The organism is Sphingomicrobium marinum, from assembly GCF_026157105.1.
Taxonomy (GTDB): Bacteria; Pseudomonadota; Alphaproteobacteria; order Sphingomonadales; family Sphingomonadaceae; genus Sphingomicrobium; species Sphingomicrobium marinum.
Map to the genome: position 1 here is coordinate 1,570,441 of NZ_JANPVQ010000001.1, position 23,215 is coordinate 1,593,655.

Consider the following 23,215-nt stretch of genomic DNA (forward strand, 5'->3'; position numbering starts at 1 on the left):
ATGTCGAAGCGCTCAAGCGCCAAGTATAAACTCGACCGCCGCATGGGTGAAAACGTCTTTGGACGTCCCAAGAGCCCGGTCAACCGCCGCGAATATGGTCCCGGCCAGCACGGCCAGCGCCGCAAGGGCAAGATGTCCGACTTCGGCCTGCAACTGCGCGCCAAGCAGAAGCTCAAGGGCTATTATGGCGACGTGACGGAAAAGCAGTTCCGCCGCACCTTCAAGGACGCCGCCAACATGAAGGGCGATACGGGCCAGAACCTGATCGGCCTGCTCGAGCGCCGTCTCGACATGATCGTCTATCGCGCCAAGTTCGCGCCGACCATCTGGGCCGCGCGCCAGCTTGTCAGCCACGGTCACATCCGCGTCAACGACGTGAAGTGCAATGTCGCCAGCCGCCGCTGCGACGTGAACGACGTTATCTCGCTCGGCCCCAAGGCCAAGGAAATGGCGCTGGTTCTCGAAGCGCAGAGCCTCGCCGAGCGCGACATCCCCGATTATGTCGTTCCCGATGGCAACGACAAGGTGAGCTTCACCCGCGTTCCGAGCCTCGACGAGGTGCCCTACCCCGTCCGCATGGAACCCAACCTGGTCGTCGAATTCTATTCGCGTTAATCGCGACTTTCACGACCTGATGAAAAAAGGGCGGTGCCGATGCGGCGCCGCCCTTTTTCGTTGGCGTCAGCTGCCGATGGTTCGATCGAGCAGTTCGCCGATCTTGGTCAGCATCTCGATTCGCGCTGCGCTATCGTCCAGCTGATGTTCGAGCTTGTCGAACCGTATCAGCTCGACCTGCTTGCCAGCGTCGGACAGCGCATCTTCCATGCGGATGCTGTGGTCCTTGTCGACATTGAGATCCATGTCCCCATGGACCAGTAGGACGGGCGCCTTGATCTTCGATGCATTGTTGATCGGTGATCCGGTGCGCGCATTGGCGCCGCCACCCACCATGTCGCGTACCAGCTTCGAATTGAACGACCGGCGCGCATCGCTGCGCAACTGAATGATATCGGTCACCGGCGCGATCGCGACCACCGCCTTGTACGTGTCAGGATCGAGCGCGGCCGATTGCAATGCCGCATAGCCGCCGTAAGACCAGCCGAGAATGGCGATCTTGCCGGGATCGGCGATCCCCGAACTCGCCAGATAATCGGCGGATGACGCAATATCGGACATCGCCGTCTGCCAATCGCGAAAGGCGTTATCGCCTAGGAAATCGGCGCCATAACCCGACGAGCCGCGAAAATTGGGCTGGATCACGGCATAGCCGCGCGCCGCCAGGAATTGCGGCAGCCAGTCAAAGCCCCAGCGATCACGCGAACTCGGTCCCCCATGCGGCAGCACGACTGCGGGACGTCCTGTCTGCGGGCCATCCGCGCTCATCGTGAGATAAGCCGGGATGCTGGTGCCGTCGGCGGCCTGGTACTCGATGGCCTTTACCGGAGCGAGATCGACACCTTCGAGCGGCGCGCGCGCTGCAAAGAGCGGGTCGAGCGTCTTGGCCTGCTTGTCGAACAGCCAGAAATAGCCAGGATCGGTGTCCGACGTGGCACGCACGATAACCTTGTTGCCGTCGACCGTCGTCGAAGCATAGCCGATCATCGGATCACCCTCGATCGCCCGCGACAGCGCGCTCCTCAGCGACCTTACATCGTCGTCGAAATATACCGTGGTTGGCTCGTCATCCTCGTAGCTGTAGCCAACGACGCGCTGGCCGTTGTCGAGTCGCACGACGCCGTCGATATCGACGCGGTCATGCGCGGCGACCAGCTCGCGCTCGCTGCTGCCGTCCAACTTGCGGCGATAGAGCGCGTCGCGGCCATCGAGCGCTTCGAGATGATAGAGCATGTTGGTGTCGGCATCGACCGCAAGCGGGAAAGGCCCCGAGTTGTCGGTGCTGTCATATGTCCCGAGGTCGAGCCACTTGTCCGAACCGGGCTCGCGATACTGCATCGAATATTCGCCGGTCATCTGGCCGGCCCGTACCCGCCGCACGGCACGGATGCGCACATTGCCGCGACCGTCGGTGCGGTAGAAGGCGATATTTTCGGCGGGTCGCTCGATCGTACGTGCCTTCAGGCTGTCGACGTCGATACGCTCGACCGTCGTGCCGCTGGTATCGTCGGAGATGCGCGATCCGGTTCGGCCTGCCTCGGGTGCGTAGTGACGGGTCATCAGCACCTCGCCATCGAGGTCGGGCAGCCAATCCAGGATGCCGCCGTCGGACAGCCACACATATTGGGTCGAACTGCGTTGCCGCGCTCCAAGACCCTTGGGATCGGAACCGTCGGCTCCGATCGAGATCAAACGGGTGAACGGGATGATTTCGCCATTCCATTCCTCGACCCCGCCGAACTGGCAGATGAGCCGTTCTTCAGAAGCGAAATCGCACCAATAGAGCGACTCAGGATCGCCTTCGGACGAGAGGATCGCGCGCGCGGTGTTCGATGCGACGTCATAGACGTAGACGACGGTCGATGCGCCCTCGCCAGCGGACAGATAGACAATTCGCGAACCGGAGGGCGAGAGTTGCGCGCCCCACGCGCTCGATCGCTGCCCGAATTTCTCCGCCGCTTCCTTGAGCGGCATGGCTTGCGCCTGCGCCGTAGCCGCCGCAAACGCGGCGATCCCCGCCAACCAAAATGATTTCATGATGTCCCCCAAACGCTACTAACCTTCAGCACGAGGGCCAGCATGCCCATCGACCACGCGATTGCAATATGCTTGGCGGAAATCCCCGCCACTGGTAAGCGCGCGCCATGACCAAGCCCCCACTTCCAGAATGGGCCCCGCACGCCGCGATGTGGATCGGTTTTCCGAGCCATGCGGACCTGTGGGAAGACGACCTTGCACCGGCACAAGAAGAAGTCGCCGCGCTCGCCGCTGCGCTGTGGCAGGACGGCAAGGGCGAGGAAATCCGGCTGGTCGCTGCAAACGAGGAGGCCGCGACCGAGGCGCAACGCCTTGCCCCATTCGCCACCGTGATCGTCGAGCCCTTCGGCGATATCTGGCTGCGCGATACCGGGCCGATCATCGTGGATGGCCGCGCGCAGGGTTTCGGCTTCAACGGCTGGGGCGGAAAATATGCGCTGGAAGGCGATGATAGCATCGGGCAACGCCTCGCCGCATCTGCAGGCCTGAACTACAGCAAGGCTGACTGGATCCTCGAAGGCGGCGCGATCGATGGGGACGGCACGGGCACGTTCATCACGACCGAGGAATGCCTGCTCAACCCCAACCGCAATCCGGAACTGACCCGCGAAGATATCGAAGCCCGCCTGGCGAGCGATTTGGGCGGGCGCCGCATCGTCTGGCTCGGCAAGGGACTGCGCAACGATCACACCGACGGGCATGTCGACAATCTCGCGCGCTTTGTCGGCGAAGGCCGCGTCGCGATTCCCATGCCTGATGGCGAGGATGATCCCAACGAACTGGTCTACGCCGATGCCGCCGAACGACTGCTCGACGCCGATCTGGACGTCACCGCCATACCGTCGCCCGGCAAGGTCGAACGCGGCGGCGACATCGTACCCGCCAGCTACATGAATTTTCTTATTGGCAATGCCGCGGTGGTCGTGCCGCTTTATGGCGCGCCCAACGATGACGCCGCGGTCGAAGCCATCGCCGACCTCTTCCCCGACCACCAGGTCATTGGCCTACGCGCCGACCATATACTGACCGGTGGGGGAAGCTTTCACTGCATTTCGCAACAGGTGCCCGCATGACCAAGATCACCGTCGCCGCTCTCCAGCTCGAACTGGGCGGCACCGCTACCGAAAACATCGCGCATGTCGTCGACCTCGTGAAGGAAGCCGCGGACAAAGGCGCCAAGGTCGTGCTGCCGCCCGAACTCTTCGAAGGCCCCTATTTCTGCCGCGTCGAGGATGAGGACTGGTTCAGCGCTGCGCGTGCACCGCATGAGCACCCGTCGGTGATCGCCATGCAGGAACTGGCCGAGCGCCTGGGTATCTGGATCCCCACCAGCTTCTTCGAAGCCGATGGCCCGCATCATTACAATTCGCTCGCGATGATCGGACCTGACGGCAAGGTCGCTGGCGTTTATCGCAAGAGCCACATTCCGGACGGGCCCGGTTATGAGGAAAAATTCTATTTCCGCCCCGGCAATACCGGCTTCAAGGTCTGGCCAGGTCCTGAATGCTCGACGCTTGGCGTGGGGATTTGCTGGGACCAATGGTATCCCGAAACCGCGCGCGCGATGATGCTGATGGGCGCCGATGTGCTGTTCTACCCGACCGCGATCGGCACCGAACCGCACGATCCCGAGCTCGACACCAGCCGGCTATGGCGCCGCGCGATGATCGGGCATGCCGTATCGAACGTCGTTCCGGTCGTTGCCGCCAACCGCATCGGCACCGAAAGCGGCCAGCGTTTTTACGGCCACAGCTTTATCTGCGACGAGCGCGGCGACCTGCTTGCCGAATTCGGAGCAAAGGAAACGGGCGTGCTGGTGGCCGAACTCGACCTGGCAGCCGCCAAGAAACACCGCGCCGCCTTCGGCTTCTTCCGCGACCGCCGCCCCGAGCTTTACGGACGACTGACGCAAGACATCTAAAGCTCTTTTCGCATATAGACGCTGTCGACCGGCTTGCCGTCGTAGAGCATGGCGTTCTTCTTGTAGCCCGATTGCGCGAACCCCAGCTTCTCGAACAAGCGCACCGATGCTTTATTTGCTGGGTCGATATCCGCCACCAGATAGGGAAAACTCCGCTCGCGGAGATACGCAATGATGGCGCTCATCGCTTCGAAGCCGATCCCCTGCCCCCATTGATCGCGCCGCACGAGCACGCCCAGTTCGGGAAGTTTGAAGGGCCCGACCTTGCCGAGAACCTCGCCATCCTTTTCGATGATATAATCGGCGCGGGCCATGCCTGATCCTTCGATCATCGACTGCAGCCAGTCGCGGCTTTCCTTCAGCGTCTTGTGCGGCGGCGTCGACCAATGCGCCATCGTTTCGGCGTCGGTGAAAATGGCGTGCAACTGGTCTAGGTCGTCGGGGCGCGCCTTGCGCAGCACCAGCCGGTCGGTCCGGATTTCGTCCGCCTCTTCCCCTTCGAGCGGATGTGCAGCGGCGCGCTGCACCGCGTTGGCGAACATCTCGTCGGTCAGGCGGCCCGTATTCTGGTTGTAACGGCTGCAGTGATAGCTATCGACGAGGCGAAGCCCGTTTGGCGTGAGATGTTCGGCCTCGTGCGCGAACTTGTTCTGCGCCAGCGTCATGCCCAACGCACGGCACGCGGCATCGTGCGCAATCTTGCCCAAAGCCAGGATCGACCGGACGTTGGGCAGGCTGGCCAATTGTTCTTCGAAGAAGGTTCGGCAGGTCTGGATCTCGCTGCCTGTCGGCTTGTTTTCGGGAGGAAGGCATTTGACAGCATTGATGATGATAGCCCCTTTGAGCTGCAATCCATCATCGATGCGCGCGTCGTAATTGCCCGTCGACAGCCCGAACCGCCGCAAGGTGTCGAACAGAAGGTCGCCGGCGGCATCGCCGGTGAAGGGCCGCCCCGTACGGTTGGCGCCATGCTTGCCGGGCGCCAGCCCGACGATCGCGACATGCGCATCGGGATCGCCGAAGGCCGGCACCGGTGCATTATACCAGTCCGGGTACTCGGCGCGGCAGGCCATGCGAAAGTCGACCAACCGCGGGCACAGCGGGCAATTTCGCGGCGGCTCGCTATTGGGTAGCGGCGACAAATCGGCGGGACTGGTATCGTTCATCAATCCCGACTAGGCGAGGCGGCATGGAAGAGGCAACGCCCCATCTCTATGCGATTGGCATCGGGTCCAATCGCCCGCATCATCGCCATGGCCGGCCTGCGGGCGTCGTCGAGGCCGCGATCGCCGCGCTCGAAAAGCATTTCCTGCTGTTCGACGCCTCTTCGATCGTCCTCAATCCCGCCATGGGCGTTGCCGGGCGCGACTTTGCCAATGCCGTTGCGATAGTCGAAGCCGAGCTGTCTCCGGAGCCCATGCTGGTGGCCCTCAAGGCGCTGGAACGCGACTTCGGTCGCCGCGGTGGCAAGCGCTGGGGCACGCGCGTGCTCGATCTCGACATCCTGGCGTGGAACGGCGGTGATTATGCCAGCCGGTCGTTGGTGATCCCCCACCCCGGTCTCGACCAGCGCCGTTTCGCGCTCGGCCCGCTTGCCCAGATCGCGCCCGACTGGCGGCCCAGCGGCAATCTGACCTTTCGTCACAAGGCATTTCGCCTCGGCCGCGCAAAGAAGGTTGAAAGCTGAGGCCACCCCCGCTAGGCAGCCCCCACGCTGGTTGGGCCGTTAGCTCAGTCGGTAGAGCAACTGACTTTTAATCAGTAGGTCGCAGGTTCGACCCCTGCACGGCTCACCAGCGTATTTTCCAAGAAATCCGGCTCCGATGGCTAGCTTCCGCCTAGTCGCCCCCGCGGCGTGCCTTGCCGCGTGACGCTGCCGATGCCCCAATAATCGCGCGGCTGCAGGGCATCGCCCTGCCGTGCAGTGAAGCGAGCTTCGCGGCGGCGAAAATCGATCGTCATCGTGCCGAAACTGCGCAGCACGTCCATACCCAGGATAATCGCTGGGCGATCGCTGAACCCCAGCCGATCGAATGGTTCGGCCTCTGCGAAAGCGACCGGCAGCGTATCGAAGTTCATCGACCCGATGCGCACGTCCTTCATTTCGCCGTATCGGATCTGGACGAGATCTCCGGTAACGGTCAGCATCTGGAGATTGAGAAATTCGGACAGTTCTTCGGCGCCCAGGCGCCGCGCCAGCGCGGCATTGCCGATGGTGATCGAGCTACCGGTGTCGAGAATGACGTCGATTCGCTTGGATCCCAGCATGGCCTCGCTGACTACCAATCGGCCTTTGCGCTCTCTCAGGTCTACCGAAATCGTGCCGCGTCGTTCGCGCTTGGATCGGTATGGACTCGGCCGCATCTGCATTTCGCCATTTTCGAAATCGAAGGTCACCAGTTGCAGCGCCAGCTGGTCGATGCCGATCAGCCCATCGCTGCCCAGCGCGCCGCGGCTGAGCGTCAGCGCACTGACGTCTTCGATCTCCTGATCGCTGAACGACATGCTGGCTACAGTCACCGCCGGGATCACCCGTTCGCCGCCAAAGCTCACGACGCGCCGTGCCGGGGCCTGCTCCAACGCCAGCTCTTGCGCCAATTCGACCGAGATAGCGCTATGTTCAGCGCCAGTATCGACAAGAAAACGAAGTTCCTCTTCGACCCCGCCAACCTTGACGGGGATCGTCATCCGGTCCTGCGGATCGCGTTCGAACAGGACGAGCAGGGTATCGTCACCCGCGCCCGCACCCGTGGCTTGCGGCGGCGGCGTGGGCGCCGTCATTTCGTTGCCGTTCGACGCTTCGGCGGCAGCGATGGCCAGCAGTGAGACAAGGGTTAGTTTGCCGATCATACACCCTCTCCTTACACCATGACTGTACGCGCCTCCGGACAATTTTACCAATTTCGCCAATCAGTTGCGCGCTTTCGTGCGGTTGAAATGTCCGATCAGGAGGTAAGCTGATCAAAGAAGGTGCGATTTAGCGGTCAACATCAACTCCTTGGTAACCCCATCTTGATAGCCCTTTTCCTGCCGAATGAACCCAATGGGTCGATGAAAAGGAACTGGCGTTGGACAAAGGTCCGGTTGAAACGACGTTATATTCGCTGCGGGACGAAGCACCCGACGTGAGCCAGGGCGAAGATCGCCGCGATGGCAAACGACATATGACGCTGTTTCGCGTCGGTGCCATCGTGCTCGCCGACCAGCGCGAGCTCTGCCTCATCAAGAATATCTCCGCCGGTGGGATGATGGTGCGCGTCTATTGCGACGTTGCTCCCGAAACCCCGATCCGGATCGAGCTCAAGTGCGGCGAACCGATTTCGGGCAGTGTCACTTGGGTCAACGGCAACAATTGCGGGATCACCTTCGATGCGCCGATCGACGTGCTCGATATCCTGGCCACCAACGAACACGGTCCCCGTCCGCGCATGCCGCGGATTGAAATCGAATGCCCCGTCACGCTGTATGACGAGGGCCATCGCATAGAAGTGCGCGCGCTCGACATCAGTCAGGGCGGGATCAAAGTCGAAAGCGATGCTTCGCTGCATTGCGATGCCGATATCGCGGTCGCCCTGCCCGGAATGGCGCCATTGGCGGGTGTCGTGAAGTGGGCCTCCGAGGACTGCGCCGGCATCACTTTCAATCGGCTGGTCCCCCTCGCCACGCTAATCGGGTGGCTGCAGGAACGTCGCGACGGACTGCGCAAGGCTAGTTAGGCCGCGACGCAATCCTTTCGTATTGCAAATAGTTTGTTGCGGCGATCAGTCCTTGGGCGGGATGATCGGTTCGCTCCACAGCCAATTTTCCGAATAGCGGCGTTCCTCAAGGCTCAAGTCCTTGGCACGGATCGCCGGACGCTTGCTCTGCGGCAAAGATTTGGGCCGCGGCGTCGGCACGTGGCGCAGCAATTGTGCGGGCGCCAGCGGCTGGGCGAAGCTGACCCCGGCACGATGCTGGCGGAGCCAGGCGATACGGCCCGGCACCTTGAGATCGCCCTTGCGGAACAGGAGCTGGCTGCCCTCTACCGGCAGGTCGTCGCTTTCGATCAGGGCCCCGTCTGCCGACAGGTTCCTGAGCTTCACTTCGACCGTACGGCCGCCGAATTCCAGCTCCGCCTTCATGAAGACGTGGCTGCGGCGTTCCTTGCGGTTATGGTTCATTGAGCTTTCGTCCATGACGAATGCAATTAAGTGAAATCGGTAAATAGCTGCTTAAAGACGCCGCGAAAAAATCATGCGCGTACGAGTCGCAGCATCATATTATTGGCAGGCATCAGCCTTTTTTCGACGAATCGAAGGTCACGCTCCTCCGCCTCGGCAACCAAATCCTCGACGCGGCGCAGCCCCCACCGCGAATCGCGGTCCTTGAGTGATTCGTCGAATGCCAGATTGCTCGCCGCGGTTTCTATGTCGTCCGCACGCCAAGGCCCGTATAAGATCAGTTGGCCGTCCTTGGACAATAGTCGTTGCGCGCCATTGAGCAGTCCCAGCGTCGCTTCCCATGGCGCGATATGCGCCATGTTGATCGACAGGATCACATCGGCGCGATCAAGATCCCAGTCGCCATCGCGCGTATCGATCATCAGTGGGCCGAACAGATTGTCGGGACCGGCCTCCTGCCGCCACGCCTCGATCGAGGCGAGCGCCAGCGGGTCGGGATCGCTCGGCTGCCATTCGAGATCCGGAAAACGCTTGGCAAAAGCCAGCGCGTGTTCGCCAGTCCCGCTTGAGGTCTCGAGCACCAGGCCCTTGGCTGGTAGCCATTCCTCGAGAACATCACCGATAAATGTGACGTTGCGCGCTGAGGCGGGCGCATGGCGCTTCGCCTCCGCGCCGAGGTCGCCCATCGTATAGGGTGGAATTTGTTCAGCCACGCGCCACCTTCCGTGCCGCCGGCTCGCGGATGATCATCCACAAGAACAAGCCCAATGGCCCGGCCATCAACGTGAGGAAAAGCACCGGAAGCTGCACCAGGCGCGAAATCTTCTTGATGTCCGCATCCCTGGCGATCCATTGGCCGACGAATAGGTCGAAAGCGAGATAGTGCGTCCATCCGATGACAATGCCAGCGTCCGTCCCGAATAATCCCCGAATGCCTTCGATGCTGCCGAAGGCACCGAAATCTAATCCGCCTTCACTCGCCACCAAGCTGACGAGTCCGACGCTATAAATGCCCGCAAGAAGTCCGATCCCGAGATAGAATACCAGCGCATGGATCTTGGGACCGCGCGGGGTAAAGGCCAGCAGCACCCACCCGATCATCGCGATGATGTTGATCACCGTGAAGACGAAGCCCCAGTCCATCAGCCGCCGCCGTATCGCGCGCCCAAACCGGTCGAGCTGCCATCGGGCGCAGGCGTCTTGTGCGCCAGCACTGGCTTGCGCGCCGCCAGCGTCTCGTCGAGCCGCGCGCGCGGCGCGTAATACGGGGCGCCCTTCAGGCTCTCATCGCCCGCCTTGGCGCGTTCGACGACATGGCGAAACGCTTCGATGAATTGGTCGAGGCCATCGCGGCTTTCGGTTTCGGTCGGCTCCACCAGCATCGCGCCGTGCACCACCAGCGGGAAATACATCGTCATCGGGTGATAGCCCTCATCGATTAGCCCCTTGGCCAGATCGAGCGTGCTGATGCCCTCGGCAAATCCCTTGTCCGAAAAAATCGCCTCATGCATGCACGGCCCCGAATGCGCGTAGGGCGCGTCGAGCAAATCTTCCATCCGCCGAAGGATGTAATTGGCGTTGAGCACGGCATCTTCCGATACCTGCTTCAATCCATCAGCGCCGTGGCTCTTCATGTAAGTAAGCGCGCGCGTGAACATCCCCATCTGGCCGTGGAAGGCGGTCATGCGGCCGAAACTGTCGAGCGGACCGCCGAAATGTTCGGTCTCGAAGGCCGCGGCATCCTCTTCCTCGATGAGATGGACAAAGCCGTCCTTGGTTCGCGCCGTGTAGGGCAAAGGCGCGAAACGAGCGAGCGCTTCGGACAGCACCACCGGGCCAGAGCCAGGCCCGCCGCCGCCATGCGGGGTCGAGAAGGTCTTGTGCAAATTGAGATGCATTGCGTCGATGCCAAGATCACCAGGCCGGACGCGGCCGACGATGGCGTTGAAATTGGCGCCGTCGCAGTAGACGTAGCCCCCCGCCTCATGCACCGCATCCGAAATCTTTTTCATGTCGGGTTCGAACAGGCCACACGTGTTGGGATTGGTAATCATCACGCCCGCGACATCGGGGCCGAGCCGTGCCCTGAGCGCTTCGAGGTCGACGCGTCCCGCCGCATTCGCGGGGATATTCTCGACGCGGTAGCCGGCAAAGGCGGCGGTGGCAGGATTGGTGCCATGCGCGCTTTCGGGCACCAGCACCACCTCGCGCGGATCGCCGCGCGCTTCCAGGGCGGCGCGGATGCAGAGAATGCCGCACAATTCGCCGTGTGCGCCTGCCTTGGGCGTCATCGCGACACCATGCATGCCAGTGAGGATGATCAGCCAATGGGCGAGCTCATTGATGCATTCGAGCGCGCCCTGCACGGTTTCGACCGGCTGGAGCGGATGAACGTCGGCAAAGCCCGGCAGCCTCGCCATTTTCTCATTAAGCCGCGGGTTATGCTTCATCGTGCAGCTACCCAGCGGAAAGACACCGAGGTCGATGCCGTAATTCTGGCGGCTGAGACGCGTATAGTGACGCACCGCTTCGGGTTCGGTCAGACCGGGCAGGTTGACGCGGCCGCGTTCCAGCCGGCCGATGCGCGGGGTGAAATCACCCGGGTCGTCGATATCGACGCCCGACTTGAGATCGTGCCCGATCTCGAAGAGCAATTTTTCTTCCAGCATCAGCGCCTTGTTGCCCGTCATCGTTGCGGGGGCATCGCCGTCAATGTTCGCCGGGGATTTGGGCGCCCAGCCCGAGGGATTCTCGGCCATTACAGCACCTCCTTCAGCGCTGCTTCGAGCGCATCGATATCCGCATCGCTGACCGTCTCGGTCACCGCGACAAGCAGGCCATTTTTCAACGTATCTTCCGTCGGATAGAGGCGACCGAGCGACACGCCGCCAAGCACGCCGGCATCCGCCATCGCGCGCACCGCAGGCCGCGCTTCGATCGGCAGGCGGATCGCGAACTCGTTGAAAAACGTCTCGTTGATGACGTCGACGCCCGGAAGCGACGCCAAGCGATCCGCGACCTGGCAAGCCTTGGCATGGTTGAGCTTCGCCAACCGCTCCAGCCCTGCGCCGCCGAGCAGTGTCATATGGATCGAGAAAGCGAGCGCACACAGGCCCGAATTGGTGCAGATGTTGCTCGTCGCCTTTTCGCGGCGGATATGCTGTTCGCGGGTCGAGAGCGTAAGCACATAGCCGCGCTTGCCGGTGGCATCGACGGTTTCGCCCGCGAGGCGCCCTGGCATCTGGCGGACATATTTCTCCTTACAGGCGAACAGGCCGACATAGGGCCCGCCGAATTGCAGCCCGACGCCGAGCGACTGCCCCTCGCCCACCACGATATCGGCGCCTATTTCGCCCGGTGCTTTCAGCATGCCGAGCGCAACCGGCTCGGTCACGACCGCGATCAGCAGCGCCTTGTGCTCTTGGCATTTGTCAGACAGCGCCGACAAATCGTCGATCCGGCCAACAATGTCGGGGTATTGGACGACCACGCAGCTCGTATCGTCATCGACCTGGTCGATCAGCTTGGCGACATCGGTGTTTGCCTCGAGGCCGGGTGCCGCATAGCGCAGGTCGTCCTTGGTGAACTTCGCCATCGTCTGGCAGACCGACACATAATGCGGATGCAGCCCGCTCGACAGCAGCGCCTTGCCCCGCCGCGTGATGCGCCGCGCCATCACGATCGCTTCCCAGCACGCCGTCGAGCCATCGTACATCGAGGCATTCGCGATTTCGGTGCCGTAGAGCCGCGCGACCTGTGTCTGGAACTCGAACAGCATCTGCAGCGTGCCCTGAGCGATTTCGGGCTGGTAGGGCGTGTAGGCGGTCAGGAATTCGCCGCGCTGGATCAGGTGATCGACCGATGCCGGCACATGGTGCCGATAAGCTCCCGCCCCAAGGAAGAAGGGCACCTCGCCCGCCACGATGTTGCGCGATGCCATGCGCTTCATGTCGCGCTCGACCGCCATCTCGCTGGCATGCATCGGAAGATCGCGGATCGGCCCGTCGAGACGGGCTTCTTCCGGCACATCGACAAAAAGATCGTCGATCGTCGTCGCGCCGATGACCTCGAGCATCTTCGCCCGGTCATGATCGGATTGCGGCAAATAGCGCATTGTCAGTACTTCACTTTCCATTTCTTGGGCGTGAGTTCGGGCGGCCGGTCCGTGCAGACAAACTCACCGCTAAAACAGGTGGCATCTACAGTAGCGGTCAGTTTAACCCGAACCGGGGCCTGTGCGCCCACCACGGTGTCGAAGATCGTCCCGCTTGCAATCGAGAGTGACGGCGCATCCATATCGCGATGATCTCGAATGGCGCAGTCATACCCTTGGCATCGCATCACCCAGCCCTCGATCACGACTTCCTTGCCATGAAAATCGCTCGGCGCAGCCTTCATCTCCTCCACCGTCGTGTTGACCGGCGCAAAAAGCGCGGCAAGAATGATGGAGGAAGCAAGGATCACAGCGTCTTCACCCAGTCGCGATATTCGTCTTCGGCCATCAGGCCGTCTAGTTCGGACGTGTCGGCGAGCTTCAGTTTGAAGAACCAGCCCTCGCCTTCCGGATCTTCGTTCACTAGCGCGGGGTTATCTGCGAGCGCTTCATTGCCTTCGAGCACTTCGCCCGAAACCGGCGCATAGACGTCCGAGGCTGCCTTCACGCTCTCGACCACCGCAGCATCGTCGCCCTTGGCGACATCGCGGCCCGCTTCGGGCGTTTCGGCGAACACGATATCGCCCAATTGCTGCTGCGCGTGGTCCGAGATCCCGACCGTGGCGACATCGCCTTCGACGCGGACCCATTCATGTTCCTTGGTGAAATAGAGGCTCATCACTTCTTCCCCTTGCGGTGATAATTGTGCGGCACGAAGGGCATCTGCGCTACTTCGGCCTGAAAAACCTTGCCGCGCTGCGACAGCTGGACCTTGGTCCCCGGCGAAGCCATCGCGGTCGGCACATAGGCCATCGCGATCGGACGCTGGAGCGAGGGCGAGAAGCCGCCGCTCGTCACCTTGCCGACCTCGTTGCCTTCTTCATCGATGACCATCGCGCCTTCACGCACGGGCTGGCGACCTTCGACGTTGAGGCCGACGCGTTTGGTGATGGCGCCATTGGCCAGCTCATCGAGGAGTCGTTCGGCCCCGGCAAAGCCGCCTTCGGCGCGGCGGCGCTTGGAGATTGCGAAGCCGAGGTCCGCCATCACGGGCGTCGTCTCGGTATCAAGATCGTGCCCGTAGAGCGGCAGCCCCGCTTCGAGCCGCAGCGAATCGCGTGCGCCTAGCCCGACCGGCTTGACCCGTTCATCGGCCGCGAGCGTTTCGGCGAGCGCGGTGGCGTATTCTGCCGCGATAGAAATTTCGACCCCGTCTTCGCCCGTGTAGCCCGCGCGGCTTACCCATAGGAACGCGTCGTTCCAGACCATGCCCTTGGACGACATGAAGCCCAGATCGCTGATGTCGCCGATCACGTCGGTAATAACGGCGGCAGCTTCAGGTCCCTGCAAGGCCAGCAGCGCTTGACCTTCGTGATGCTTGATCTCGATCCCGTCGGGCAGCCGTCGGCGCATATTTTCGATATCGCCATGCTTGCAGGCACCGTTGACGACCATCGCGTAATGGCTCGTCGTTGGCGTCACCACCTTGGTAACGATGAGGTCGTCGATGATCCCGCCATCCTCGGCGAGCAGCATCGAATAACGCAGCTTATTGTCGCCAAGGCCCTTGATGTCGCCGGGCAGCAGCGTCTCTAGCGCTTCGGCGACATCGTCGCCATGAAAGGTAAGCTGCCCCATATGGCTGACGTCGAACAGGCCGGCATGCTCGCGGGTCCAGAGATGTTCGGCCATAATGCCCTCATACTGGACCGGCATGGAATAACCCGCGAACGGCACCATGCGACCGCCCCTTGCAATGTGCCAGTCATTGAGAGGAAGGGTTTTCGGGTCCGACACGCGCGCTTCTCCAAGGTCCGAGGCCGCGTGAATGCGGTCCTCCAAACCCCCAGCCTGTCACTTGTGCCTGAGAGCATGACCCCTTCGGCGCCCCGGCATTTCCCGGGATCTTTCCAGACTGTCGAGCGCGCACGGTCCTTTTGCCTGAGAGATTCCGGGGGCGGTTGCTCCTTCGGCGCCCGCGTGTCGAACGCGAGTCTCTCCCATGCGCCCACCCGGCCCGAAGACCGGAGACACGTCCTCCTCGCGCGGGTGCGCGCGGGAGTCAATTAGGATTGGCGCTCGTCGCGTCCGAAGGTGAAGATTTAGCGCGTGACGTTGTAGCGCAGCTGTTCGGGCGTCAGCTGGAAGCCAACGAGATGCTCGAAAGTCGCGTTCTTCACGGCATCGCGCACGCTGGGGATCGTCAGCGGATCGACCGCAGCATCGACGTCACCCGGACGACGGCGGCGCGTGAGTTCGCGGCGTGCTTCTTCGGGGATTGTCGCCGCGCCGCGGTCCACGCGGATGGTCGCCTGACCGTTGGTTGCGGTGCGGATCGAGCCGGCTTCGAAATTCAGCACGATACGGCCGACCTTCTTCGAGGCCACCGTTTCGCCGCCCTGCATCGACACGTTGAAGATCGGCAACACCACCTGGCGCGCAGGCCCGGCATCGCGGCGCTGCGCCACCACGTCGAATGTCGCGACCGAGGTCACGTTCGCCGTGTCTTCATAGCAATTGGCGCGCAGGTTCGTGATCGCCGCCGAAACGTCGATAGCCGATGCCGCCGTGCTGTCGGCCGGGTCGAACAAGGTGATGTCGCCGGTGCCGGCCGGAATGGCGAGCTGCGGGCACGCCGACCGCTCGACGAAGATACCGCCTTGGCCGATGCGCCCCTCGCGCGAGCAGGCGGCGAGAGCAAGAAGGCCGATAAGCGGAAGAATGCGGGACGTCATGAAGTACCTCGAGAATCTGAAAAGCTTGGCTCCCTCCATAGGAAGGCGCTTTCAACCCCGCAAGCAATCGCTTACATGGGGTCCGACCATGCAAAAGCCTTCACTTCATCTCAAAATTGCCGCCCCGCGCGGATTTTGCGCAGGCGTCGACCGCGCCATCCGGATCGTCGAACTCGCGCTCGAACGATATGGCCCGCCCGTCTACGTCCGTCACGAAATCGTGCATAACAAGTTCGTGGTCGACCGGCTGCGCGGAATGGGCGCGGTGTTCGTCGAAGAACTGGACAAGGTGCCGGACGGCGTTCCTGTCGTCTTTTCCGCGCACGGCGTACCCAAATCGGTGCCCGCCAAAGCGCAGGCCCGCGGCCTCGACTATCTCGATGCCACCTGCCCCCTCGTCTCCAAGGTCCACCGCCAGGCCGAACGCATGGTCGGAAAAGGCATGCAGATCCTGTTCGTGGGCCATGAAGGCCATCCCGAAGTCATCGGCACCTTCGGCCAAGTCGCGGAAGGCAGCATGCAGCTGGTGGAAACCGAAGAAGACGCGCGCACGGTCGAGGTGGCGAATCCCGATAATCTGGGATTCCTCACCCAAACAACGCTGTCGGTCGACGACACCGCCGCCATCATCGACATTTTGAAATCGCGCTTTCCAAATATTCAGGGCCCGCGCGGCGAGGACATCTGCTACGCCACGTCCAATCGCCAGGCGGCGGTCAAACAGATCGCGCAAAGCTGCGACAAGATGCTGGTGATCGGTGCGCCCAACAGCTCGAATAGCCGGCGTTTGGCCGAGGTCGCCGAACGCATGGACGTGCCGTCGCGTCTCGTGCAGCGCGCCAGCGACATCGACTGGGACTGGCTGGGCGAACCCTCGTGCCTTGGCGTGACGGCCGGTGCCTCGGCCCCCGAAGTCCTCGTGCGCGAAGTCATCGATGCAATCGCCGAGCGCTTCGAGGTTATCGAAGAAGAAGCCGAGCACGAGCCAGAAGCCATGGTGTTCAAACTGCCGAGGCAGCTCGTTGCCTGACGATCTCGTAGAGATTTTCACCGATGGTAGCTGCAAGGGCAATCCAGGCCCCGGCGGCTGGGGTGCCGTCCTGCGCATGGGGCAGCATGAAAAAGAGCTGTCGGGCGGCGATGTCGAGACCACCAACAATCGCATGGAAATGACGGCGGCGATCGAAGCGCTCAATGCGCTCAAGCGTCCGTGCAAGGTCACGCTGACCACCGACAGCACCTATGTGCGCGATGGGATCACCAAGTGGATTCACGGCTGGAAAAAGAATGGCTGGAAAAACGCGGCCAGGAAGCCCGTCAAGAATGCCGACTTATGGCAGGCGCTCGAAGAGGCGGCGGCGCGGCACGACGTCACGTGGAAGTGGGTCAAGGGCCATGCCGGCCATCCGGAAAACGAGCGCGCCGACGAACTGGCAACTGCGCAGGCCAAGAACTGGGCCTGCGAATAATCTTTACGGCTGAAACGCCGCCGGATCGATGCCCTCGAGTTCCTCGGGATGATCGTCCCCCAATATAAGGTGCGCGCATAGGAGCGAATAGGCCGGCGCAGCCTGGATCCCCATGCCCCCCTGCCCGACGCACCAAAAGAAACCTGCCGCATCCTTGTCGAACCCGAACTTCATATGTTCGTCAGGCGCAAAAGTTCGCAGCCCCGACCATTTATGTTCAACGCGCACCACCGGCCAGTTGATGGCTTGCTGGAAGCGGTCGATTGCAGTCGCGACATCGATCTCTTCGGGGGCGGAATCGCAAGGTGGGCTTGGCGTCACGTCGAGTGGGCACACCCAGACCGACGAATCTCCTTCGCCCTTGAAATAGAAGCTGGCGTGCAAGTCGGTCACGAACGGCGTGTCGCGCAGACCGGTACGGTCGATTTCCAGCTGCACGACGGTTCTGCGGCGCGCTTGGAGACCCAGCCCAGTCACCCCGCAGCGTTCGGCCACGACGTCACCCCAAGCACCCGCGGCATTGACGATAATGTCCGCATCGATCGCGAACATCGCCGTCTGGGCGTGCCAAACACCCTTCTCAAAGCGGGCAGACTGTAGTTCCTGCCCGGCAACGACTTCGCCCCCGGCGCGGCGGAAAGCCGCGAGGCATGCCTGGTGGAAGGCCGCGACATCGATATCGGCGCAGCTCTCTTCCCACCATCCTCCGGTATAATGCTCGCCAAGGCCCGGCAGTTGCTCCAGAACCTCTTCCCTGTCCAGCTTCACCGGGCGGTGTTCGCCTTCGAGTGATCCCAGGTTGGGAAAGTCTTCGCCGCACGGACCGGTAAGATGAAATGCGCCGCGTTCGCGCAACAGTGGCACGTCGGCGCCCGGCCAGCGCGCGTCGAACATCGGTTTGGAGGCAAGGCTCAGTGCGCGTTCTGGGCTGTCCCCGCCGAGGCTCGCCTGCCAGAAGGCGGCCGAGCGGCCCGTCGCATGCATCCCGCACTGCGCCTCGGTCTCCAGCAGGATGACCCGCTTGCCCGCACCCGCGAGCCGCGCACCCAGGCTCGCGCCGGCTATGCCACCACCAACGATCAGAATGTCGATTTTCGTGCCCATGATTCGCCATCGTGGTTACGGTTTGGAAAGTGCTGCCGTCTACAGCACATTTCATGACCAATGTCGCTTTAACGCTAAACGGCCTGTTCGCGCTGCTGCTCATCTGGGCCGCCATCCGCGATGTCCAGACCTATACGATCCGCAACCAGCTCGTGCTGGTCGTGGCGGCGCTGGCCGTACCCTACTGGTGGGCAACCGGTCTTTCGTTGTGGCCGGACATTGCCTGGCGCGTCGGTATCGCGGCGCTCGTCTTCGCGATCCTGGCGATCGGATTCTACATTGGAATGATGGGCGGCGGCGACGTCAAATTGGGCGCCGCTTGCGCGCTCTGGTTCGCGCCGACGGGCGTTTTGCGATTCTTGATCATCATGTCGCTGTCCGGCGCCATCGTAACGCTAGTCGCTATCATACATCATAAAATCACCGGAAAAGCTGGGAAAACAAAGGTTCCTTACGGCGTTGCCATTGCCATCGGCGCACTCGCGAACCTCACCCAACGCTTTCTTAACCATTTTGCCTGATCAGTAGGGCCGTTGTGGGGAAACCCAAATTGGGGAGGCGGATACGCCATGAACGCGAAGAAAATCATGTTGCTCGTCGGAGCATTGGTCATTGCTGCGGTCACCGCGGTGCTGGCCAAGAATATGTTCACCGGGGCCGGCGCCCAGCAGGCGGAAGCGGCGCAAGTCGTTCCTGCCGGGCCCAAAGTCCTTATCGCAAAGAAACCGCTGCCGGTCGGTACCATCATCGATGCCGAGGCGCTGGGCTACCAGGCCTGGCCCAAGGAGCTGGTGACCGCGGCCTACTACACCGAGGATTCGGCGGATAGCGATCCGGCGGAACTTATCGGCCGTGTGGTGCGCACCGAAATGCAGGCGGGCCAGCCGATATCGCGCGGTTCGCTGATCGGGCCGCAGGACCGCGGCTTCCTCGCCGCGGCGCTTGGCCCGGGCATGCGTGCCATCACCGTTCCCGTTGATGAAACGTCGGGTGTTGCCGGCTTCATCTTCCCGGGCGACCGCGTCGACATGGTGCTGACCCAGACGGTCGGTGAAGATGACGGCCGCGGCCTTACCGCTTCTGAAACGATCATTCGCAACCTGCGTATTCTCGCGACCGATAATCGTCTGACCGAAACCAAGGACGAATCGGGCAACGTGCAGGTCCTCCAGGCAACGACCGTGACCCTCGAAGTCACCCCCAAGATCGCCGAGAAGATCGCGATTGCCCGCCAGATCGGTACGCTCAGCCTGGCGCTGCGCTCGATCGCCGACAACCAGTCCGAACTCGAACGCGCCATCGCCTCGGGTGAGGTCAATGTCAACGAAACGACCGATCCGGCTGAAGAACGTCGCATGCTGCTGGCCGTGGCCAACCAGCCTGCCGACAAGAACACCACTTTCACCACCGGTGGCCAGGTGTCGCGCTTCCAGCGTTCGACCATCCCGGCCGTGGGCGCTCCGGCACCCGCACCGGCCGCCAACAATGGTGGCGGTGCGCCGGCTGCCCAACCGTTCGTCAATGCTGGTCCGACTGTTCGCGTATCGCGCGGCAATGCGACGACCACTGTTTCTGTGGGAGCACGTTAAGATGAAGACCACTACCTTCACCAAGACCGCGCTCTTCGCGCTGGCCATTGCGACGGCGCCCACGGCGCTGACCGCCCCGGCCGCCGCGCAGAGCCGCTCGGTCCAGCCGACCGAACAGCTCAACGTTTCGCAGGACAGCGGCACCCTGGTGCGCCTGCCCGCGCCGATGGCCGACCTGTTCATCGCCAATCCCGAGATTGCCGATATCCAGGTCCGTTCGGAACGCGAACTCTATATCTTCGGCAAAAATGCGGGTCGCACGACCATCTATGCAACGGGGCGCGGCGGTAACGTCGTCTACGCTGCGGACGTGGTTGTCGGTCGCAACGTCACCAGCGTCGATCAAATGCTGAACCTGGCGATGCCCGAAGCCAACATCCAGGCCACGCCGATGAACGGGCTCATCCTGCTCACCGGCACCGTGGCCTCGCCTGACGATGCGCAGGAAGCCGAACGCCTCGTCGCTGCCTATACCGGCGGCGAAGTCGAAGTGGTTAGCCGCCTCAAGCAGGCGACCCCGCTCCAGGTGACGCTCAAGGTGCGCATCGCTGAAGTGAACCGTTCGATGCTGAAGAATATCGGCATCAACCTCACTTCGCAGGACAGCACCAGCGGCGGTCGTTTCGCGATCGACCAGGGCTCTGCCTTCGGGTCACGCAATCCGTTCGACATCGCAGGCGGCCAGATCGGCACCTCGCTCGGCATCATGGGCAAGGTCTTCGGCCTCGACCTGCTGTCGACGATCGACCTTGCGGAATCCGACGGCCTCGTCACGACGCTGGCCGAACCGAACCTGACCGCGCTTTCGGGTGAAACCGCCAGCTTCCTGGCCGGCGGCGAATTCCCGATCCCGGTCAGCCAGGAGCTTGGTTCGGTGACCATCCAGTACAAGCAGTATGGTGTCGGCCTCGCCTTCACGCCGTACGTGCTCAATGATGGTCGTATCTCGATGCGCGTGCGTCCCGAAGTTTCGGAACTCTCGACGCAGGGCTCGATCCGCCTCAACGGTTTCGACGTCCCCGCGCTGACCACGCGTCGTGCGGAAACGACGGTCGAACTGGGCTCGGGTCAGAGCTTCATGATCGCCGGTCTGCTCCAGCACACCAACAACAATACGATCGACAAGGCACCGTTCCTTGGGGACATCCCCATTCTCGGCGCCCTGTTCCGCTCGACCAGCTATCGCAAGCAGGAAACCGAGCTGGTCGTCGTGGTGACGCCGTATCTCGTCAAGCCGGTCTCGGGCCAGATGGCCCTGCCGACCGATGGCTACCGCGTGCCGACCGACGCACAGCGCCAGCTTGAAGGCCAGCTGTGGGCACCACGTCAGCCGACTGCTCCGGGTGCCGCCGCGGCGCCCGCCAGCCAGCCGGGCATGAGTGCCCCTGTCGCTTCGGCACCGACGGCAACGCCGGTCGCCGCAGCCCCTGCCCAGCCGGGCTTCGGCATCTAGGCCGAGCATCAGGAAAGGATTGATAAGATGATGAAGAAGATCGCCATCCTGCCGCTCGTCGCCTTCGCCGCGGCTTGCGCCAACCACCAGCCCTATGACGAGCTGTCGCGCGGCCTCGCGCCGGTCAACCAGCCAGTCGTCACGCAGCAGAGCTACGCCTTCGACGTGACGACCACGGCGGGCACGCTATCCGGCCCCGAGGCCCAGCGTCTCGACAGCTGGTTCCGCTCGATGAAACTTGGCTACGGTGACGCCATCTATGTCGACGGCGGCCCCGCTGCTGCCAGCGCCCGCCAGGACATTGCGCGGATCGCCGGCCGCTACGGCCTCCAGCTTTCGGAAGGTGCGCCGGTCACGGCCAGCCAGATCGCGCCGGGAGCGGCACGCGTTATCGTGACGCGTACGCAGGCCAGCGTTCCGGGTTGCCCGAACTGGTCGGAAGCGACCGTTCCCAACTGGAATAATCGCCAGCTGCCCGGCCTTGGCTGCGGCGTGAACAGTAACCTGGCCGCCATGGTGGCGAACCCGGAAGATCTGATCCGCGGCCGCGAAGGCTCTTCGACGGTCGACGTTCGCACCTCGAGCCGCGCTGTCGGCAGCTATCGCGACGCAGAGCCCACGGGCGAAGGCGGTCTCGAAGACGTCAGCACCGGTGGTGCACAGGGCGGTCGTAACTCTGGGGGAGGAAACTAATGAACGCACCTTTCCAGGCCCGCGCAGGGCTTCGTGAACCTTTCACGGCATTCGTCTGTGACGAAGAAACGGCAGACATGCTGCGCCCTGTGGCGGTCGAGCATGGCTGGTCGCCGGAGAAGGTCAACATGGGTGGACTGCGCAATGCCGTCCAGTCGCTCTCGGTTTCCGCTAGCCCGAACGTGCTGTTCGTGGACCTGTCGGAATCGGCCGACCCGCTCAATGACATCAACGCCCTCGCCGAAGTTTGCGAGCCGGGCACGATCGTCATCGCCGCTGGCCAGGTCAACGATGTCCGCCTCTATCGCGACCTCGTCGCGAGCGGCATCCACGATTATCTGCTGAAGCCGTTCACGGTCGACCAGGTGCGCGATACCTTCGCCAACGCCCAGTCGATCTTGTCCGGCCCGCGCGGCGAACAGCAGGTTGAAAAGCCCAATGTCATGACGGCCGTTATCGGTACGCGTGGCGGTTGCGGCGCCTCGACTATCGCTTCCAGCCTCGCCTGGATGCTCGGTGAAAAGGCCGAACGTTCCACTGCCCTCCTGGACCTCGACGTCCATTTCGGCACCGGTGCGCTCAGCCTCGACCTCGAGCCCGGCCGCGGCCTGACCGACGCGATCGAAAATCCGAGCCGTATCGACGGCCTGTTCATCGAACGCGCCATGGTGCGCGCCAATGAACGACTGTCGGTCCTCTCGGCCGAAGCGCCGATCAATGCCCCGCTGCAGACCGATGGCACGGCTTTCTTCCAACTCCAGGAAGAAATGAAGAATGCCTTCGAAGCGACGGTCGTCGATCTGCCGCGTCACATGATGATCCAGTATCCGCACATGGTGCACGATGCCCATGTCGCGATCGTCTGTTCGGAACTGACGCTTGCCGCCACGCGCGACACCATTCGCGTCCTCGCCTGGCTCAAGTCGAATGCGCCGCAGACCAAGGTCATCACCGTGGCCAACCGTGTGCCCGCCGGCGGCGCGCTCGAAATCTCCAAGAAGGATTTTGAGCAGTCGATCGAGCGTGACATCGACATCGTCTTCCCGTTCGACGCGAAAACGGCGGCGCAGGCTGCCAAGCTCGGCAAGCCGCTCGCGGAGATCGCCACCGGCAAGCTCGGTGCGCCGTTCGCCAACCTGTCGAACATGGTCCTGAGCCATGCTTCGGAAGATGGCGCGGATACTGTCGACAAGCCGTCCGGCGGCAAGGGGGCCAAGACCCTCGTCGACAATCTGAAGAACATGCTGTCGAAGCCCAAAGCCGAAGCAGCCTAATGTAACGGGAGC

Annotated in this window: 25 protein-coding genes, 1 tRNA gene, 1 pseudogene and 2 riboswitches; of the genes and pseudogenes, 13 read left to right on the plus strand and 14 right to left on the minus strand. The window is 62.6% G+C overall.

Annotation, left to right across the window (positions count from 1 at the left end; translation table 11 throughout):
- Positions 1-615, plus strand: a complete 615-nt coding sequence (gene rpsD, locus NUX07_RS07935) for a 30S ribosomal protein S4 (protein WP_265530031.1) — start codon at positions 1-3, stop codon at positions 613-615.
- Between the two features lie 66 nt (positions 616-681).
- On the opposite strand, the gene NUX07_RS07940 is transcribed toward rpsD, so the two are convergent.
- Entirely contained in the window at positions 682-2,652 is a 1,971-nt protein-coding gene (locus NUX07_RS07940) for an alpha/beta hydrolase family protein (RefSeq protein ID WP_265530032.1), read from the minus strand.
- A gap of 107 nt (positions 2,653-2,759) precedes the next feature.
- Between NUX07_RS07940 and NUX07_RS07945 the strand changes: the two genes are divergently transcribed.
- Positions 2,760-3,725 (plus strand): agmatine deiminase family protein, encoded by a 966-nt coding sequence (locus NUX07_RS07945; RefSeq protein WP_265530033.1) that lies wholly within the window; start codon positions 2,760-2,762, stop codon positions 3,723-3,725.
- Positions 3,722-4,573 (plus strand): N-carbamoylputrescine amidase, encoded by an 852-nt coding sequence (gene aguB / locus NUX07_RS07950; protein WP_265530035.1) that lies wholly within the window; start codon positions 3,722-3,724, stop codon positions 4,571-4,573. The genes NUX07_RS07945 and aguB overlap by 4 nt, the downstream gene beginning before the upstream one ends.
- On the opposite strand, the gene NUX07_RS07955 is transcribed toward aguB, so the two are convergent.
- Positions 4,570-5,100 (minus strand): GNAT family N-acetyltransferase, encoded by a 531-nt coding sequence (locus tag NUX07_RS07955; protein ID WP_407696167.1) that lies wholly within the window; start codon positions 5,098-5,100, stop codon positions 4,570-4,572. The genes aguB and NUX07_RS07955 overlap by 4 nt on opposite strands.
- Positions 5,083-5,739: pseudogene (locus NUX07_RS07960) on the minus strand (uracil-DNA glycosylase); the annotation flags it as partial. The gene NUX07_RS07955 and the pseudogene NUX07_RS07960, both read right to left, overlap by 18 nt.
- Before the next feature lie 23 nt (positions 5,740-5,762).
- On the opposite strand from NUX07_RS07960, the gene folK reads away from it, so the two are divergent.
- Together folK and NUX07_RS07970 are read left to right on the plus strand one after the other, a co-directional pair.
- Positions 5,763-6,260, plus strand: coding sequence for a 2-amino-4-hydroxy-6-hydroxymethyldihydropteridine diphosphokinase (gene folK / locus NUX07_RS07965; protein WP_265530037.1), 498 nt, complete (start codon positions 5,763-5,765; stop codon positions 6,258-6,260).
- 33 nt (positions 6,261-6,293) lie between these two features.
- Positions 6,294-6,369 (plus strand) — tRNA-Lys (locus NUX07_RS07970).
- 31 nt (positions 6,370-6,400) lie between these two features.
- Here NUX07_RS07970 and NUX07_RS07975 read toward each other — a convergent pair.
- Positions 6,401-7,423 (minus strand): retroviral-like aspartic protease family protein, encoded by a 1,023-nt coding sequence (locus NUX07_RS07975; protein ID WP_265530038.1) that lies wholly within the window; start codon positions 7,421-7,423, stop codon positions 6,401-6,403.
- Between the two features lie 218 nt (positions 7,424-7,641).
- Between NUX07_RS07975 and NUX07_RS07980 the strand changes: the two genes are divergently transcribed.
- Complete coding sequence (locus tag NUX07_RS07980; RefSeq protein WP_265530039.1) at positions 7,642-8,289, plus strand: PilZ domain-containing protein; 648 nt, start codon at positions 7,642-7,644, stop codon at positions 8,287-8,289.
- A gap of 45 nt (positions 8,290-8,334) precedes the next feature.
- Here the strand turns inward: NUX07_RS07980 and NUX07_RS07985 are convergent, their stop codons facing one another.
- The 9 genes from NUX07_RS07985 to NUX07_RS08025 form a co-directional block, all read right to left on the minus strand.
- On the minus strand, positions 8,335-8,748 hold the full coding sequence (locus NUX07_RS07985; RefSeq protein WP_265530040.1) for a PilZ domain-containing protein: 414 nt from the start codon (positions 8,746-8,748) through the stop codon (positions 8,335-8,337).
- 56 nt (positions 8,749-8,804) lie between these two features.
- A complete protein-coding gene (locus NUX07_RS07990) occupies positions 8,805-9,446 on the minus strand; it encodes a DUF938 domain-containing protein (protein ID WP_265530041.1) in 642 nt (213 codons plus the stop codon).
- Entirely contained in the window at positions 9,439-9,876 is a 438-nt protein-coding gene (locus NUX07_RS07995) for an ABA4-like family protein (protein ID WP_265530042.1), read from the minus strand. The genes NUX07_RS07990 and NUX07_RS07995 overlap by 8 nt, the downstream gene beginning before the upstream one ends.
- A complete protein-coding gene (gcvPB, locus tag NUX07_RS08000; RefSeq protein WP_265530044.1) occupies positions 9,876-11,492 on the minus strand; it encodes an aminomethyl-transferring glycine dehydrogenase subunit GcvPB in 1,617 nt (538 codons plus the stop codon). The genes NUX07_RS07995 and gcvPB overlap by 1 nt, the downstream gene beginning before the upstream one ends.
- Positions 11,492-12,847, minus strand: coding sequence for an aminomethyl-transferring glycine dehydrogenase subunit GcvPA (gene gcvPA, locus NUX07_RS08005; protein WP_265530783.1), 1,356 nt, complete (start codon positions 12,845-12,847; stop codon positions 11,492-11,494). Before gcvPA ends, gcvPB begins: the two co-directional genes overlap by 1 nt.
- Positions 12,848-12,849: 2 nt before the next feature.
- Positions 12,850-13,197, minus strand: coding sequence for a hypothetical protein (locus NUX07_RS08010; RefSeq protein ID WP_265530045.1), 348 nt, complete (start codon positions 13,195-13,197; stop codon positions 12,850-12,852).
- Positions 13,194-13,565: a glycine cleavage system protein GcvH gene (gcvH, locus tag NUX07_RS08015; protein ID WP_265530046.1), complete on the minus strand. Its 372-nt coding sequence runs from the start codon at positions 13,563-13,565 to the stop codon at positions 13,194-13,196. Before gcvH ends, NUX07_RS08010 begins: the two co-directional genes overlap by 4 nt.
- Complete coding sequence (gene gcvT / locus NUX07_RS08020) at positions 13,565-14,716, minus strand: glycine cleavage system aminomethyltransferase GcvT (RefSeq protein ID WP_265530784.1); 1,152 nt, start codon at positions 14,714-14,716, stop codon at positions 13,565-13,567. Before gcvT ends, gcvH begins: the two co-directional genes overlap by 1 nt.
- Positions 14,717-14,733: 17 nt before the next feature.
- A riboswitch (glycine riboswitch) is annotated at positions 14,734-14,804 on the minus strand.
- Position 14,805: 1 nt separating this feature from the next.
- Positions 14,806-14,899: riboswitch (glycine riboswitch) on the minus strand.
- Positions 14,900-14,988: 89 nt separating this feature from the next.
- On the minus strand, positions 14,989-15,621 hold the full coding sequence (locus NUX07_RS08025; RefSeq protein ID WP_265530047.1) for a hypothetical protein: 633 nt from the start codon (positions 15,619-15,621) through the stop codon (positions 14,989-14,991).
- An 88-nt stretch (positions 15,622-15,709) separates the two neighbouring features.
- Between NUX07_RS08025 and ispH the strand changes: the two genes are divergently transcribed.
- Together ispH and rnhA are read left to right on the plus strand one after the other, a co-directional pair.
- Positions 15,710-16,651, plus strand: coding sequence for a 4-hydroxy-3-methylbut-2-enyl diphosphate reductase (gene ispH, locus NUX07_RS08030; RefSeq protein WP_265530048.1), 942 nt, complete (start codon positions 15,710-15,712; stop codon positions 16,649-16,651).
- A complete protein-coding gene (rnhA, locus tag NUX07_RS08035; protein WP_265530050.1) occupies positions 16,644-17,090 on the plus strand; it encodes a ribonuclease HI in 447 nt (148 codons plus the stop codon). The genes ispH and rnhA overlap by 8 nt, the downstream gene beginning before the upstream one ends.
- Positions 17,091-17,093: 3 nt before the next feature.
- Here the strand turns inward: rnhA and NUX07_RS08040 are convergent, their stop codons facing one another.
- Positions 17,094-18,194: an NAD(P)/FAD-dependent oxidoreductase gene (locus tag NUX07_RS08040; RefSeq protein ID WP_265530051.1), complete on the minus strand. Its 1,101-nt coding sequence runs from the start codon at positions 18,192-18,194 to the stop codon at positions 17,094-17,096.
- 53 nt (positions 18,195-18,247) lie between these two features.
- Between NUX07_RS08040 and NUX07_RS08045 the strand changes: the two genes are divergently transcribed.
- Genes NUX07_RS08045 through NUX07_RS08065 form a run of 5 tightly spaced genes read left to right on the plus strand, consistent with a single transcriptional unit; the run spans position 18,248 to position 23,203 of the window.
- Positions 18,248-18,715 (plus strand): A24 family peptidase, encoded by a 468-nt coding sequence (locus NUX07_RS08045; RefSeq protein ID WP_265530052.1) that lies wholly within the window; start codon positions 18,248-18,250, stop codon positions 18,713-18,715.
- Between the two features lie 48 nt (positions 18,716-18,763).
- Positions 18,764-19,783 (plus strand): Flp pilus assembly protein CpaB, encoded by a 1,020-nt coding sequence (gene cpaB, locus NUX07_RS08050; protein WP_265530053.1) that lies wholly within the window; start codon positions 18,764-18,766, stop codon positions 19,781-19,783.
- Position 19,784: 1 nt separating this feature from the next.
- Positions 19,785-21,236 (plus strand): type II and III secretion system protein family protein, encoded by a 1,452-nt coding sequence (locus NUX07_RS08055; RefSeq protein ID WP_265530054.1) that lies wholly within the window; start codon positions 19,785-19,787, stop codon positions 21,234-21,236.
- A gap of 27 nt (positions 21,237-21,263) precedes the next feature.
- On the plus strand, positions 21,264-21,929 hold the full coding sequence (locus tag NUX07_RS08060; RefSeq protein ID WP_265530056.1) for a CpaD family pilus assembly protein: 666 nt from the start codon (positions 21,264-21,266) through the stop codon (positions 21,927-21,929).
- The gene (locus NUX07_RS08065) at positions 21,929-23,203 is read left to right on the plus strand and encodes an AAA family ATPase (RefSeq protein WP_265530058.1); all 1,275 of its coding nucleotides are present in this window, start codon (positions 21,929-21,931) and stop codon (positions 23,201-23,203) included. Before NUX07_RS08060 ends, NUX07_RS08065 begins: the two co-directional genes overlap by 1 nt.
- Positions 23,204-23,215 lie beyond the last annotated feature (12 nt).

Coding starts and splice junctions, on each gene's coding strand:
- rpsD (WP_265530031.1), top strand. CDS start 1: ATGTCGAAGCGCTCAAGCGCCAAGTATAAACTCGACCGCCGCATGGGT.
- NUX07_RS07940 (WP_265530032.1), bottom strand. CDS start 2,652: ATGAAATCATTTTGGTTGGCGGGGATCGCCGCGTTTGCGGCGGCTACG.
- NUX07_RS07945 (WP_265530033.1), top strand. CDS start 2,760: ATGACCAAGCCCCCACTTCCAGAATGGGCCCCGCACGCCGCGATGTGG.
- aguB (WP_265530035.1), top strand. CDS start 3,722: ATGACCAAGATCACCGTCGCCGCTCTCCAGCTCGAACTGGGCGGCACC.
- folK (WP_265530037.1), top strand. CDS start 5,763: ATGGAAGAGGCAACGCCCCATCTCTATGCGATTGGCATCGGGTCCAAT.
- NUX07_RS07975 (WP_265530038.1), bottom strand. CDS start 7,423: ATGATCGGCAAACTAACCCTTGTCTCACTGCTGGCCATCGCTGCCGCC.
- NUX07_RS07985 (WP_265530040.1), bottom strand. CDS start 8,748: ATGGACGAAAGCTCAATGAACCATAACCGCAAGGAACGCCGCAGCCAC.
- NUX07_RS07995 (WP_265530042.1), bottom strand. CDS start 9,876: ATGGACTGGGGCTTCGTCTTCACGGTGATCAACATCATCGCGATGATC.
- gcvPB (WP_265530044.1), bottom strand. CDS start 11,492: ATGGCCGAGAATCCCTCGGGCTGGGCGCCCAAATCCCCGGCGAACATT.
- gcvPA (WP_265530783.1), bottom strand. CDS start 12,847: ATGCGCTATTTGCCGCAATCCGATCATGACCGGGCGAAGATGCTCGAG.
- gcvH (WP_265530046.1), bottom strand. CDS start 13,565: ATGAGCCTCTATTTCACCAAGGAACATGAATGGGTCCGCGTCGAAGGC.
- NUX07_RS08025 (WP_265530047.1), bottom strand. CDS start 15,621: ATGACGTCCCGCATTCTTCCGCTTATCGGCCTTCTTGCTCTCGCCGCC.
- ispH (WP_265530048.1), top strand. CDS start 15,710: ATGCAAAAGCCTTCACTTCATCTCAAAATTGCCGCCCCGCGCGGATTT.
- NUX07_RS08040 (WP_265530051.1), bottom strand. CDS start 18,194: ATGGGCACGAAAATCGACATTCTGATCGTTGGTGGTGGCATAGCCGGC.
- NUX07_RS08045 (WP_265530052.1), top strand. CDS start 18,248: ATGACCAATGTCGCTTTAACGCTAAACGGCCTGTTCGCGCTGCTGCTC.
- cpaB (WP_265530053.1), top strand. CDS start 18,764: ATGAACGCGAAGAAAATCATGTTGCTCGTCGGAGCATTGGTCATTGCT.
- NUX07_RS08055 (WP_265530054.1), top strand. CDS start 19,785: ATGAAGACCACTACCTTCACCAAGACCGCGCTCTTCGCGCTGGCCATT.
- NUX07_RS08060 (WP_265530056.1), top strand. CDS start 21,264: ATGATGAAGAAGATCGCCATCCTGCCGCTCGTCGCCTTCGCCGCGGCT.
- NUX07_RS08065 (WP_265530058.1), top strand. CDS start 21,929: ATGAACGCACCTTTCCAGGCCCGCGCAGGGCTTCGTGAACCTTTCACG.